The organism is Bradyrhizobium sp. BR 1432 (assembly GCF_051547705.1).
Taxonomy (GTDB): domain Bacteria; phylum Pseudomonadota; class Alphaproteobacteria; order Rhizobiales; family Xanthobacteraceae; genus Bradyrhizobium; species Bradyrhizobium zhanjiangense.
In genome coordinates, this window is sequence record NZ_JBPUGF010000003.1 from 2,512,122 (window position 1) to 2,525,954 (window position 13,833).

Consider the following 13,833-nt stretch of genomic DNA (forward strand, 5'->3'; position numbering starts at 1 on the left):
AGGGGGAGGGTCGCTTCGCATGGAGCAAAGCGCAATGCGAAGCGGGTGGGGTGATCTCTCCACGCGGGCACCGCATCCGTTGACAGACTGTCACCCCACCCCGCTTCACATCTCGCTACGCTCGCTGTGAATCGACCCTCCCCCTCCAGGGGAGGGTGGGCATCTCGGCAGTGGCTAGGAATGGGAATTCGACAATGATCAACCTCACCTCCACCGGCATCCTCAGCATCGGCGACACCCGCCTCGAATACAAATGGCTCGCGCCGCAAGCTGCAGACGCGCCCACCATCGTCATGCTGCATGAAGGTCTCGGCTCGGTCGGGCAGTGGGGCGACTTCCCGGACAAGCTTCAGCAAGCCACAGGCGCTGGCATCTTCGTCTATTCGCGCGCAGGCTACGGCCAGTCGAGCAAGGTGACGCTGCCGCGACCGCTCGATTACATGCAGCGCGAGGCGCTGGACGTGCTGCCGAAGCTGCTCGACGCGATCTCCTTCAAGCGCGGCCTCCTGCTCGGCCATTCCGACGGCGCCTCGATCGCGACGATCTATGCCGGCGCGCATCAGGATCATCGGCTTAGCGGTCTCGTGCTGATCGCGCCGCATTTCATCGTCGAGGACATCTCGGTGAAATCGATCTCTGCGATCAAGACCGCCTACGAGTCCACGGACCTCAAGGCAAAGCTCGCGCGCTGGCATCAGGATGTCGACAATGCCTTCTACGGCTGGAACGGCGCCTGGCTCGATCCGAAATTCCGCGACTGGGACATCTCGGAATTTCTCGCCTACATCCGCGTTCCCGTCATGGTCCTGCAGGGCATGGACGACCAATATGGCACCCTGCGTCAGGTCGAGATTGCGCAGCAGGAGTGCTACTGCCCGGTCGATCTGAAAATCATTCCAGGCGCGGGCCATTCCCCGCATCGTGAGGCGCCGGCGGCGACGCTTGAGGCGATTGGGCAATTTGCGACAGCGGCCCTGCGCGACGATCAGGGACTGCAAGGACGCGCCGCATGATGGCGGCAGCGGCGTGACACGTCCAAGACCCGCCCAGCCCGGAGCGGGCCCGCAACATCAGCCGCGGTCTTGGATGGCCGCATGAAACAAAGTGCATGTGATGGCCGTTAGGGGCTAGACGCATCCAAAAAGATGCACTATTGTGCATCTAACGCTACGGCGAAAATGCATAATCAAGCTCAGGGGTGTGACCCATGGCCGGGGAAGATCGGCGCCTCGCAGGCGGCGCGACATTCATCGATTTCCAGACTGATCCGTCCCGCTACCGGCATTGGAAGCTCGCGGTCGATGGCGACGTCGCGACGCTGACCATGGACGTCGACGAGAATGGCGGCCTGTTCGAGGGCTATCTGCTCAAGCTCAATTCCTACGATCTCGGTGTCGACATCGAGCTCGCGGATGCGCTCCAGCGGCTGCGCTTCGAGCATCCTGAGGTGAAGGTCGTCGTGATGCGCTCGGCCAAGAACCGCGTGTTCTGCGCCGGCGCCAACATCCGCATGCTCGCCGGCTCCACCCACGCCCACAAGGTCAATTTCTGCAAGTTCACCAACGAGACCCGCAACGGCATGGAAGACTCCTCGGAGAATTCCGGCCAGCGCTTCATCACCGTGGTGAACGGCTCGGCGGCCGGCGGCGGCTATGAGCTCGCGCTTGCGACCGATCACATCATCCTCGCCGATGACGGCTCGTCCGCCGTAGCCCTGCCCGAAGTGCCGCTGCTCGCGGTGCTGCCCGGCACCGGCGGGCTGACCCGCGTCGTCGACAAGCGAAAAGTGCGCCGCGACCATGCCGATTTCTTCTGCACCATCGAGGAGGGCGTGAAGGGCAAGCGCGCCGTGCAATGGCGCCTCGTCGACGAGATCGCGCCGAACTCGAAGCTGGAGGCCAAGATCGCCGAGCGCGCCAAGGAATTCGCGGCCGCCTCGAAGCGCAAGGGCAGCGGCAAGGGCATCGCGCTGACGCCGCTCAAGCGCCTGATCGACGAGACCAGCATCCGCTACGGCTTCGTCACGGTCGATATCGATCGCACAGCGCGCATCGCCACCATCTCGATCAAGGCGCCGGAAGCGGCGCCGCCGGCCGACATCGACGGCATGATGGCGCAAGGAGCTTCGTTCTGGCCGCTTCAGCTCGCGCGCGAGCTCGACGACGCCATTCTGCACTTGCGCATCAACGAGCTCGAGATTGCCATGCTGGTATTCAAGAGCCATGGCGACCGCGCCCACGTGCTTGCCAGCGACGCCTTCCTCGAAGCCAACAAGGCGCACTGGCTGGTCAACGAAACCAGGCACTACTGGAAGCGAGTGCTCAAGCGCATCGACGTCACCTCGCGCACGCTGGTGACGCTGGTCGAGCCCGGCTCCTGTTTTGCCGGCACGCTCGCCGAGCTCGTGTTCGCCGCCGACCGCTCCTACATGCTGATCGGCACACGCCAGGGCGACAACCGCCCGCCGCCGTCGATCGAGCTCTCCGCGATGAATTTCGGCCCGTATCCGATGAGCCACGGCCTGACGCGGCTTCAATCGCGCTTCCAGGCCGATCCGTCCGATGTGGAGCGTGCCGAGGCGACGCTCGGCACCGCGCTCGACGCCGAGCAGGCGGAAGAGCTCGGCCTCGTCACCTTCGCGCTCGACGACATCGACTGGGATGATGAAGTCCGCGTCTTCCTGGAGGAGCGCGCCAGCTTCTCGCCCGACAGCCTCACCGGCATGGAAGCGAGCCTGCGCTTCGTCGGCCCCGAGACGATGGAATCGAAGATCTTCGCGCGCCTGACGGCCTGGCAGAACTGGATCTTCCAGCGCCCGAACGCGGTCGGCGAGGAAGGCGCACTGCGCCGTTACGGCAGCGGTCAGAAGCCGAAATTCGATATGACGCGGGTGTAACGACATTCACTGCGTCATGGCCGGGCAAAAGCGCGAAGCGCGTCTTCGCACAAATGTCCCGGCCATCCACGTCCCTGGCTCAAGGAAGCAAGAACGTGGATGCCCGGCACAAAGGCCGGGCATGACGGAACGAAATCGCAAGGAGCACGGCCATGAACATGAACATCATGAACGTCGACTACTCGACCAAGATTCCGAACAATGTGAATCTCGCCGAAGACCGCCAGGTGCTCAAGGCGCTGGAAGGCTGGCACCCCGGCTACATGGACTGGTGGAGCGACATGGGGCCGGAGGGCTTCCAGGAATCGCTGGTGTACTTGCGCACCGCCTACTCCGTCGATCCGCGCGGCTGGGCCAAGTTCGACTATGTCCGCATGCCCGAATATCGTTGGGGCATCCTCCTTGCTCCTCAGGAAGAAAATCGCGTCGTTCCTTTCGGCGAGCATTATGGTGAGCCGGCCTGGCAGGAAGTCCCGGGCGAGCACCGCGCCATGCTGCGCCGCCTCATCGTGATCCAGGGTGACACCGAGCCCGCCTCGGTCGAGCAGCAGCGCCATCTCGGCAAGACCGCGCCCTCGCTCTACGACATGCGCAATCTGTTCCAGGTCAATGTCGAGGAAGGCCGTCACCTCTGGGCGATGGTCTATCTGCTTCAGAAGTACTTTGGTCGCGACGGCCGCGAGGAAGCCGATGATCTCTTGCGCCGCCGCTCCGGCGATGCAGACGCGCCGCGCATGCTGGGCGCCTTCAACGAGGCGACGCCGGACTGGCTGTCCTTCTTCATGTTCACCTATTTCACCGACCGCGACGGCAAGATGCAGCTGCACTCACTCGCGCAGTCCGGCTTCGATCCGCTGTCGCGCACCTGCCGCTTCATGCTGACGGAAGAGGCGCACCACATGTTCGTCGGCGAGACGGGCATCACCCGCGTCGTGCAGCGCACTTGCGATGCGATGCGCGAAGCCGGCATCACCGACCCCACCGACATCGCAAAAGTCCGCGCGCTCGGGGTGATCGACCTGCCGACCATCCAGAAGAAGCTGAACCTGCACTACACGCTGTCGCTCGACCTGTTCGGCTCTGAGGTCTCGACCAACGCGGCCAATGCCTTCAATGCCGGCATCAAGGGCCGCTATCACGAGACCCAGATCGAGGACGATCACCAGCTCAAGAACGCCACCTATCCGGTGCTGAAGTTCATCAACGGCGAGATCAAGCTGGTCGACGAGCCGGCGCTGACCGCGCTCAACATGCGCCTGCGCGACGATTACAGCCAGGACTGTGTCAAGGGCATGCTGCGCTGGAACAAGGTGATTTCGACCGCGGGCTACGACTACAAGCTGACCCTGCCCAACGTCGCCTTCCACCGCCACATCGGCGAGTTCAAGGATATCCACGCCACGCCCGACGGCATTTTGATCGACGAGGCCACCTGGGCGAAGCGCAAGGACGAGTGGCTGCCGTCGACGAGCGACGGCGACTTCATCACCTCCCTGATGCAGCCCGTCACCGAAACCGGCAAGTTCGCCTCCTGGATCTCGCCGCCGAAAGTCGGCATCGACAACAAGCCCGGCGATTTCGAGTATGTGAAGATCGAGTCGTAGGGGCTGCTCGCGAGGCGCGACGACTGCGCCACACGAATGCTGTCATCACCCGCGAAAGCGGGTGATCCAGTACTCCGAGGCAACAGTGATTGAGCCGATCCGCCGCGGCGTACTGGATGCCCCGCCGGAGCCTGTCATCGGGCTCGCCAGAGGCGAGCCCCGGTGGCGGGGCATGACACTGAGTATGGGGTGAGAGCGGAGTACCAATCAATCCTACTCGCTATCCCATCCGCTCCCCTTGATCCCCGGATTCGCATAGACGATGCCGCCATCGACCGCGATGGTCGCGCCCACCACGTAATCCCCCGCGCGCGAGGCGAGATAGATCGCGGCGCCCGCCATGTCCTCGTCGGTGCCGATGCGCCCCGCGGGCACGCGCGTTGCGACCTCGTCGCCATGATCGCGCGCGGCGCGGTTCATGTCGGACTGGAACGGGCCCGGCGCGATCGCGGTGACCACGACATGGTCGGAGATCAACTTCACCGCCATGCGCCGGGTCAGGTGGATCAGCCCGGCCTTGCTCGCGGCATAGGAATAGGTCTCCATCGGATTGACGAAGATGCCGTCGATCGAGGCGATGTTGATCACCTTCGCCGGTCGCTCGGCGGAGGCTGCCGCGCGCAAGGGGCCGGCCAGTGCCTTGGTCAGGAAGAACGGCGCCTTCACATTCAGATTCATCACCTTGTCCCAGCCGCTTTCGGGGAATTCGTCGAACGCCGCGCCCCAGGCCGCGCCGGCATTGTTGACGAGGATGTCGAGCTTCGGCTCGCGCTTCCCAAATTCGCTGGCCAGCAGCTCGGCGCCGGCAACCGTCGAGATGTCGATCGGCAGTGCGATGCATTCGCCGTCATATCGCGCGGTGAGCTCCTTGGCGGTCTCCTCGCACGGCCCCGCCTTGCGCGCGGTGATGTAGACCTTTGCCGCGCCGGCGCTGAGAAATCCCGCCGCGATCATCTTGCCGATGCCACGCGAGCCGCCGGTCACGAGCGCAACGCGGCCTTTGAGCGAGAACAGATCGTTGAACATGGTGCCTCCCTTGGGTTGGAGGCTGTGTGAGCCGGTGCCAATTGAGAGTCAAGGAACGCGCCTCATCGTCGTCCTGGCGAAAGCCAGGACCCATTACCCCAGGGGACAGTGGCTGGATCGAGCTTTGGCCCGAGCGCGTCGCAAAATGAATGGCGGTGGCAATGGGTCCTGGCTTTCGCCAGGACGACGCCTGAGGTTTGCGACGACGGCGGAGTTTGACGGCTACGCCGCCGCAATCCTGCGAAAACCGTTCCACATCGCGGTCGCGGCGCCCGAGGTCAGCACGGGCAAGATTCGCGTGGCCTGGTAGTTGCCGTTGAGCGAGACGCGCGGCAGCGCGGTCATGTGGCCGGCGTTGTCGGCGAACAGCATGCCGGGCCGCGTCGTCACTGCGGTCTTGAACCCGGCTGCCGCAGCGAGCGCGAATTCGCGCTCGCCCGCCGCTTCGCGGTCGCCATAGGGATAGGCGAAATGCAGCACGGGGCGCTCCAGCGCCTGCTCGATCCGCGCGCGGCTCATCGCCATTTCCTGCGTGGCGATCTCCGCCGCCTGTTTGGCGAGATTGCTATGGCTGATGCTGTGCGCGCCGATCGTGACCAGGGGATCGGCGGCCAACCTCTTCACCTCGTCCCATGACAGGCAGAGGCTGCGGCACAGCGCTTCCATGTCGACGCCATAATTCGTGCACAGCGCTTCGATCTCGCGCTTGAGGTCGTGCTCGCCCGGTAGCGCGCGCAGCCAGTCGTGCAAGCGGTCGAACGCCGCCTGCTTGGCAGCGGGCGTCGTCGCATCGAGCCGCAGCTTGGAATGGCCGATTCTGACGTCAATGTGCTCGGCTTTGGCGATCACCGCCTCCAGTGCAATCCACCACAGACGTCCGTTGCCCTCGGCAAAATCGCTTGCGACATAGACCGCCAAAGGCGCGTCAAATTCGCGCAGCACCGGCAGCGCATAGTCCAGGTTGTCGCGATAGCCGTCGTCGAGCGTGAAGGCCGCGAACCGGCGGGCGAACCGGCCCTGCGCCAGCCGCTCATGCAGCTCGTCCATGCCGACGATGTCGATGTCGCGTGAGCGCAAATGGCACAGCGTGGCGCGAAGGAAATCGGGGGTGACTTCGAGATGCCGGTTCGGCTGGAACGCAGCCTTACGGGCCGGCCGCACGTGGTGCAGCATGAAAATGGCACCGACGCCCGACAGCAACGGGCGCAACAGATGGTGCGCCCCGCTGAAATAGAGCGCTTCCAGCCCGGCGCGGATGACGTTGTTGCGGAGTTGTTTCATTGCAGGCTGGCGGACCCCCGGGCATTCCGCCCACAACTTACGGAAGGACCCTTGAAGAAAAAGTTATTCCGGTTGTCCACGCAGGGCCTCCACAAGGGCACCATTTCCGGTTTGACAGCCCGCCAAGGGTTTGTTTTGTCTCCGGTTCCAGAGTTCGGGTCGTCGAATGCAGAAGCTTTTCAGGTGGGCCAGCAAATGGTGGCCGGGGCTGATTCCCCTGGCCGTCATGTGGGGATTTGCGGCCTGGAATAACACTTTGCCGGTCGAGGCGGACCTGGCGGCCCGCAGCTCGGCGGCGCTGAAGGATACCGTTCTGGACAAGACCCGGATCGCGGTCGACGGCCGCGACGTCAGCCTGGCCGCGGACGCCTTCTCCGAGGAGGGGCGCCGCGACGCCGTGATGGCGGTCGAAACCGTCCCCGGTGTGCGGCTGGTCGACGACCGGACCCGCCTTGTTCCCGAGGCCAAACCCTTCGTCTGGAATGCGGAACGTGACGTGGTGCGGGTGACCCTGTCGGGCTCCGCGCCGCTGCCCTCGATGCGGGCGCGGCTGACCGAGGCGGCGCGTAAGGAAGTCGCCGGCGTCGAGGTGACCGATCAGATGGGGCTGGCGCGCGGTGCGCCGCCACGATTCGAGGCCGCCGCGACGTTGCTGCTCGACCAGATCGGCAAGCTCAAGGACGGCAAGATCACGATCACAGATACCAAGGTCAATCTGTCGGGCATGGCGCGCGAGCTCGGCGGTCGCGAGGCGATTGCGGCCGCGCTGAAGAACCTGCCGGAGGGTTTTTCGATCGCCGCCAACGACGTCAAGGCACCGCCCTACATCTTCCAGGCCTACAAGGATCCGGTGGCCGCGACGGTGACGCTGACCGGCTACGTCCCCGACAACACCATCCACGCCGCGATCGCGACCAGCGCCTCGCGAAAGTTCTTCAACGAGAAGGTCGTCGACAATCTCAAGGCCAGCATCGGCGCGCCAGGCGCCTTCAACACCGCCGTGGTCGCAGCGCTCGGCGCGCTGTCGCGGCTGTCCACCGGCACACTCGTGGTTTCGGATCGCGAGGTGAAGCTGTCGGGCGATGCGCTCTACGAGGGCGCCGCCAATGACATCCGCGCAGGGCTCGGCAAGGACTTTCCGAAGAACTGGCAATACAAGCCGGAGATCACGGTGAAGCCTGCGGCAGGCCCCGTCGACGGCACGGTGTGCCAGCAATTGTTCTCGGACCTCCTGGCCAAGGGCAAGATCCGCTTCGCGGCGAAGCGCGCCGACATCGATCCGGACTCCGCCGGCATTCTCGACCATCTGATCGAGACGGCGTTGCGCTGCCCCACCACCAATATCGAGGTCGTCGGGCATACCGATGCCGACGGTGAGGACTCCTTCAATCAGGCTCTCTCGGAGAAGCGCGCGCAGGCGGTGATCGATTATCTGGTCAAGGCCGGCCTGCCCGCCAGCCGCTTCACTGCGGTTGGCCACGGCAGCACGCAGCCCCTCGCCGGCAACGACACCGATGAGGGCAAGGCGCAGAACCGCCGCATCGAATTTCTGGTGAGGTGACGATGCCCTACCTCGTCTCGTTCCATATGGGTTGGCTGATCGGCTCGCTGCTGCTGGGCTTTTGCATGGGCTGGATCTCGGTGGTCCAGCGCGGCAACGGCACCTCGAAGGTGACTGCGCGGTGGCTTGCCGCCCTTGCCGCGGGTCTGGTCGCAGCTTCGTTGTCACACGTGGTCCCCGGTCGTTTCGGCTACTGGCTCGACCTCGGCCTGATCATGTTCGCGTGCTATCTCGTGGGTTGCGCCATCGGTGCATGGCTACGCGACCGGGTGGTCTCGCGGAGCACACCGCCGGTTGCCCCGTGATGTTGCCGTGCACCCCACTCCCAGGGATGGGTGCGCGTCCGCCGCGGCCTTTCGGCGCATCAGAAATCCGTGACCGGCCGCTTCGATGCCCCCCTTTCAACAGGCCGGCGCGCCCCATAGATTGACGTCGGCTTAAAGCCGTGACGGAACATTGTGCGGTTGAAATCATCAAAACTTCATGGCGTCTGCGCAGGATTGCCAAGGAGATTCGCGTCAAGCCTTGCCGCCGAAAGCGCCAAACCGTGCATCAGGAGCCCGCAACCCTGCCTAAAATATTGAAGGCACGTGTTTTTGTTCGAATTGGCGAATTCCACTTCGCCCGAAAACGCGCTAGTGGAAGGGCAGGGGGCATGCGCGATGCCGAAGCCGGCGGCGAGGGGTCGTTGAGTGCCGGTGCGTCGTCCGCCTGTCTGCCGGCCAACCTGGCCGCTGAAGCGTTGTTCGAGGTCTAGATGCTGGAAGCCATACGCAGGGCGACGACGTTTCTGCGCCAGAAGCAAATCCTGCATAAGCTGGGAGTTGTGATCAGCGTCGCGGTCATCGGCATCGCTTGCTATGTGCTCTACCACATGCTCCGCGGCATCGATCGCAACGAGGTTCTGGAGGCGATCAAGAGCACCGAGCCGAGCCAGATTGCGATGGCGGCGCTGTTCGTGGCTGCGGGCTATTTCACCCTGACCTTCTACGACCTGTTCGCCACGCGCGCGATCGGGCATTCCCACGTGCCCTACCGGATCAACGCGCTCGCCGCCTTCACCAGCTATTCGATCGGCCACAATGTCGGCGCCAGCGTCTTCACCGGCGGCGCGGTGCGCTACCGCATCTATTCGGCCTATGGGCTGAATGCGATCGACGTCGCAAAAATCTGCTTTCTCGCCGGCCTGACCTTCTGGCTCGGCAATGCCGCCGTGCTCGGCCTCGGCATCTCCTACCATCCGGAGGCCGCCGCCGCGATCGACCAGCTGCCGCCCTGGCTGAACCGGGCGCTGGCGATGATGATCATCGTGGGGCTGGTCGCCTATGTGGTGTGGGTCTGGACCCAGCCGCGCGTGGTCGGACGCGGGCCCTGGACCGTGGTGCTGCCGGGCGGCCCGCTGACGCTGCTCCAGATCGCGATCGGCATCGTCGATCTCGGTTTCTGCGCGCTCGCGATGTACGTGCTGGTCCCGGACGAGCCCAACCTCGGCTTCGTCGTGGTCGCGGTGATCTTCGTCTCGGCGACACTGCTCGGCTTTGCCAGCCATTCGCCCGGAGGTCTTGGCGTGTTCGATGCCGCCATGCTGGTCGGCCTCTGGCAGATGGACCGCGAGGAGCTCCTGGGCGGGATGCTCCTGTTCCGCGTCCTCTATTATTTGTCCCCCTTCGTTCTATCTGTAATCTTGCTGACGTTTCGCGAAGTTATCATCGGCGCACGTTCGAAGCGCTTGCAGCAGGCGGCGCTCAAGCTCGATCCCGGCCCGGCGCATGAGGCCGCTTATGTGAGAGAGCGCAGCGACAGCGGCGCCTGACCGGCGCAAGCCTTTAAGGAGAAGCCCTCCCCGATGGCGATCGACGCCCCATCTTCTCCCAACACCCAGCCCTGGTCCGATCGGCTGCGGCACTCGACCATCATCCTGATCGCTGCGGCGCTGGCGCTGTCGGTGGTGGTCTCGCTCGGCGAATTGTCGGCGCTGCATGCCGCGATCGTTTTCCTCTGCATCGCAGCCGCGGCGCTGATCCCCTGGCGCCTGCACGATCCCACAGCCTCGCGCGACGATGTCAGGCGCATCAACCCGGTCGAGAGCGCGGCGGTGGCCGCCGTCGTCGCCGGCATGCCGGATCCTGCGGTACTGCTCGACCGCGCCGGCCGCGTCATCCATCTCAATGCCGCCGCCGCCCAGCTCGCGCCGGCGCTGCGCAGGAACGAGCTCGCCCAGTTCGCGCTACGCTCGCCGGAGATCATCACGGCGTTGCGCGAGGCGATCGCGACCACCGAGCCGCGGCGCGCGACCTATCTCGACCATGTTCCGGTCGATCGCTGGATGGAGCTCATGATCACGCCGGTGCCGGTGCCGACCACCTTCGGCGGCGCCGACAAATGCATGCTGATGACCTTCCACGACCAGACGCCGCTGCGCCGGGTCGAGGAGATGCGGGCCGACTTCGTTGCCAATGCCAGCCACGAGCTGCGCACGCCGCTCGCCGCGCTGTCGGGCTTCATCGATACGCTCCAGGGCCAGGCCAAGGACGATCCCAAGGCGCGCGAGCGCTTCCTCGGCATCATGCACAACCAGGCGACCCGTATGGCGCGCCTGATCGACGATCTGCTGTCGCTGTCGCGGGTCGAGCTGTCGGCCCATGTCCGCCCCGACACGCTGGTCGACCTCTTGCCGATCATCCTCCAGGTCGCCGACGGGCTCGAGCCGCTGGCGCGGGAACGCCAGGTCGATGTCGAGACCGATCTGCCGGAAGCCCCCGTGATGATCGCGGGAGACCGCGAGGAGCTGCTTCGCCTGTTCGAGAACCTGATCGAGAATGCGCTCAAATACGGCGCCTCGGGCGGACGCGTCATCGTGTCGCTGACGTCAAGCGCGGCCACTGATGGATCTCAGGAAATCCGGGCCATGGTCCGGGATTTCGGCCCGGGCATCGCGCCGGAGCACCTGCCCCGGCTGACCGAGCGCTTCTATCGGGTCGACGTCGGCGACAGCCGCTCGCAGGGTGGAACCGGGCTCGGATTATCGCTGGTGAAACATATTCTTAACCGTCATCGCGGCCGGCTCCTGATCGAAAGCGTACCCAAACAGGGCGCCACTTTTACCGCCTGTTTTCCCCAGGCCAGGCCTCCGACTTCGACCTGAAAATCAAGCGATTTCAATCGCTTGAAGGTGTCATCCAGCTGTCACGAAACCTTCGTAAAAGCACAGCCGACCGCTCCTAAAGGGGCGGCGCGGGGAGCGCGATCGGGCGCGGATGGCGCTTCGCTCCCCTGTATGGAGACCAGCATGAATTTCCTCAAAACTATCGTCGCTGCCGGCTTGGTCGCCGCATCGACGACGGCGGCGTTTGCAGCCGACATCACGGGTGCCGGTGCGACATTCCCGTTCCCGATCTATTCGAAGTGGGCTGATGCCTACAAGAAGGAGACCGGCAACGGTCTGAACTACCAGTCGATCGGCTCGGGCGGCGGCATCAAGCAGATCCAGGCGAAGACCGTGACCTTCGGCGCCAGCGACGCGCCGCTCAAGGCCGAGCAGCTCGAGAAGGACGGCCTCGTCCAGTGGCCGATGGTGATGGGCGCCATCGTCCCCGTCGTCAACCTCGAGGGCGTGAAGCCCGGCGAACTGGTGTTCGACGGCGAGACGCTGGCCAACATCTATCTCGGCAAGATCACCAAGTGGGACGATGCCGCGATCAAGAAGCTCAATCCGAACGTGAAGCTGCCCGCGGAGGCGATCACCGTGGTCCGCCGTTCGGACGGTTCGGGCACCACCTTCAACTTCACCAACTACCTCTCCAAGGCCAGCGCGGACTGGAAGAGCAAGGTCGGTGAGGGCACCGCGGTCGAGTGGCCGGTCGGCGTCGGCGCCAAGGGCAACGAAGGCGTGTCGGGCAACATCAGCCAGACCAAGAACTCGATCGGCTATGTCGAGTACGCCTATGCCAAGCAGAACAAGCTGACCTACACCGGTCTCGTCAACAAGGCCGGCAAGCCGGTGCAACCGACCGTCGAGGCCTTCCAGGCCGCCGCCTCCAACGCCGACTGGGCCAAGGCTCCTGGCTATTACGTCATCCTGACCGACCAGCCCGGCGACAAGTCCTGGCCGATCACGGCGGCGACCTTCATCCTGATGCACAAGTCTGCGACGGACAAGGCTGCCTCCCAGGAAGCCATCAAGTTCTTCCGCTGGGCCTTCAAGAACGGCGGCAAGGCGGCTGAAGAGCTCGACTACATCCCGATGCCGGACAGCGTCGTCCAGCTGATCGAGAAGACCTGGGCTGCCGAGATCAAGAGCTGAAGCGAATGTCCCGGACGCGCTGCAGCGTGAAACGCTGCTGCGCAGCCCCGGGACCCACAAGAACCGGGCCCCGGATCAGCGTCGCACCGCTTCGCAGCTCGCGCCGCATCCGGGGCACAACTCCGGCAACAAGCGTATAGAGAACGGGTACAGGGGATCGGCGTGGCAGAGATGGCCGTTCAGAGCGATGTAATCGACGACGCCGGACCGTATGACCGCGCCAAGGCCTTGAGCGCGTTCAAGCTCGGCGACGTCACCTTCTACTGGATCACGCGGCTTTCCGCGATCTCGGTGCTGCTGATCCTCGGCGGTATCATCATTTCGCTGATCGTCGGCGCCTTCCCGGCGATCAAGGAATACGGCCTGTCGTTCCTGTGGACGCAGCGCTGGGCGCCTTCGGCCGATCCGCCCGTGCTCGGCGCGCTCGGGCCGATGTACGGCACGCTCGTCACCTCCTTCATCGCGATGCTGATCGCCATTCCGGTCGGTCTCGGCATTGCGATCTTCCTTACCGAGCTCTGCCCGCAATGGCTGCGCCGCCCGATCGGCATGGCGATCGAGCTGCTCGCCGGCATTCCGTCGATCATCTACGGCATGTGGGGCTTCTTCGTGCTGGGCCCGTTCCTGGCCAACACCTTCCAGCCCTTCATGATCAGGGTCTTCGACGGCGTTCCCGTGCTGGGGGCGATCTTCGCAGGTCCCCCGTCCTATCTCAGTCTGTTCAACGCCGCGCTGATCCTCGCCATCATGGTGCTGCCCTTCATCACCTCGATCTCGGTCGACGTGTTCAAGACGGTGCCGCCGGTGCTGAAAGAGGCCGCCTACGGCGTCGGCTGCACCACCTGGGAAGTCGTCCGCAGCGTGGTGATCCCCTACACCCGTGTCGGCATCATCGGCGGTGTCATGCTGGCGCTGGGCCGCGCGCTCGGCGAGACTATGGCGGTGACTTTCATCATCGGCAACTCGTTCCGCATCTCCTCGTCGATCTTTGCACCGGGCACCACGATCTCGGCGGCGATCGCCTCCGAGTTTGCCGAGAGCGACGGCCTGCACCAGTCCGGCCTGATCCTGCTCGGTCTGCTCCTGTTCGTGCTGACGTTCTTCGTGCTCGCGGCCGCGCGGCTGATGCTGCTGCGTCTGGAACAGAAGGCGGGGAAGTGAC

Annotated in this window: 12 protein-coding genes; 10 read left to right on the plus strand and 2 right to left on the minus strand. The window is 64.5% G+C overall.

From position 1 onward, the window contains the following. Window positions 1–194 precede the first annotated feature (194 nt). From ACSKB8_RS11990 to boxB, 3 genes are all read left to right on the plus strand, one after another. On the plus strand, window positions 195–1,013 hold the full coding sequence (locus ACSKB8_RS11990) for an alpha/beta fold hydrolase (protein ID WP_438104271.1): 819 nt from the start codon (window positions 195–197) through the stop codon (window positions 1,011–1,013). A 194-nt stretch (window positions 1,014–1,207) separates the two neighbouring features. After that, window positions 1,208–2,896 carry a 2,3-epoxybenzoyl-CoA dihydrolase gene (gene boxC / locus ACSKB8_RS11995; RefSeq protein ID WP_438104273.1) on the plus strand — a complete coding sequence of 563 codons (1,689 nt, stop codon included), beginning with the start codon at window positions 1,208–1,210 and terminating at the stop codon, window positions 2,894–2,896. Between the two features lie 152 nt (window positions 2,897–3,048). Next, window positions 3,049–4,500: a benzoyl-CoA 2,3-epoxidase subunit BoxB gene (gene boxB, locus ACSKB8_RS12000; RefSeq protein WP_091884914.1), complete on the plus strand. Its 1,452-nt coding sequence runs from the start codon at window positions 3,049–3,051 to the stop codon at window positions 4,498–4,500. Window positions 4,501–4,713: 213 nt separating this feature from the next. On the opposite strand, the gene ACSKB8_RS12005 is transcribed toward boxB, so the two are convergent. Both ACSKB8_RS12005 and ACSKB8_RS12010 read right to left on the minus strand, forming a co-directional pair. Then, window positions 4,714–5,526, minus strand: a complete 813-nt coding sequence (locus ACSKB8_RS12005) for an SDR family oxidoreductase (protein WP_091884917.1) — start codon at window positions 5,524–5,526, stop codon at window positions 4,714–4,716. 222 nt (window positions 5,527–5,748) lie between these two features. Next, window positions 5,749–6,807 (minus strand): polysaccharide deacetylase family protein, encoded by a 1,059-nt coding sequence (locus ACSKB8_RS12010; RefSeq protein ID WP_091884922.1) that lies wholly within the window; start codon window positions 6,805–6,807, stop codon window positions 5,749–5,751. 166 nt (window positions 6,808–6,973) lie between these two features. Between ACSKB8_RS12010 and ACSKB8_RS12015 the strand changes: the two genes are divergently transcribed. The 7 genes from ACSKB8_RS12015 to pstC all read left to right on the plus strand — a co-directional run bounded on the left by ACSKB8_RS12015 (window position 6,974) and on the right by pstC (window position 13,832). After that, window positions 6,974–8,368, plus strand: a complete 1,395-nt coding sequence (locus ACSKB8_RS12015; protein ID WP_438104274.1) for an OmpA family protein — start codon at window positions 6,974–6,976, stop codon at window positions 8,366–8,368. 2 nt (window positions 8,369–8,370) lie between these two features. After that, on the plus strand, window positions 8,371–8,673 hold the full coding sequence (locus ACSKB8_RS12020; RefSeq protein ID WP_438104276.1) for a hypothetical protein: 303 nt from the start codon (window positions 8,371–8,373) through the stop codon (window positions 8,671–8,673). A gap of 140 nt (window positions 8,674–8,813) precedes the next feature. Further along, window positions 8,814–9,125 carry a hypothetical protein gene (locus ACSKB8_RS12025; RefSeq protein ID WP_128955835.1) on the plus strand — a complete coding sequence of 104 codons (312 nt, stop codon included), beginning with the start codon at window positions 8,814–8,816 and terminating at the stop codon, window positions 9,123–9,125. Beyond that, a complete protein-coding gene (locus tag ACSKB8_RS12030; RefSeq protein WP_091884934.1) occupies window positions 9,126–10,181 on the plus strand; it encodes a lysylphosphatidylglycerol synthase domain-containing protein in 1,056 nt (351 codons plus the stop codon). It abuts the gene before it with no gap. 33 nt (window positions 10,182–10,214) lie between these two features. Further along, window positions 10,215–11,513, plus strand: coding sequence for an ATP-binding protein (locus tag ACSKB8_RS12035; protein WP_438104277.1), 1,299 nt, complete (start codon window positions 10,215–10,217; stop codon window positions 11,511–11,513). 144 nt (window positions 11,514–11,657) lie between these two features. Continuing rightward, window positions 11,658–12,671 (plus strand): phosphate ABC transporter substrate-binding protein PstS, encoded by a 1,014-nt coding sequence (gene pstS, locus ACSKB8_RS12040; RefSeq protein WP_091885397.1) that lies wholly within the window; start codon window positions 11,658–11,660, stop codon window positions 12,669–12,671. A gap of 171 nt (window positions 12,672–12,842) precedes the next feature. Next, window positions 12,843–13,832 carry a phosphate ABC transporter permease subunit PstC gene (gene pstC / locus ACSKB8_RS12045; RefSeq protein ID WP_164934782.1) on the plus strand — a complete coding sequence of 330 codons (990 nt, stop codon included), beginning with the start codon at window positions 12,843–12,845 and terminating at the stop codon, window positions 13,830–13,832. Window position 13,833: the final 1 nt, after the last annotated feature.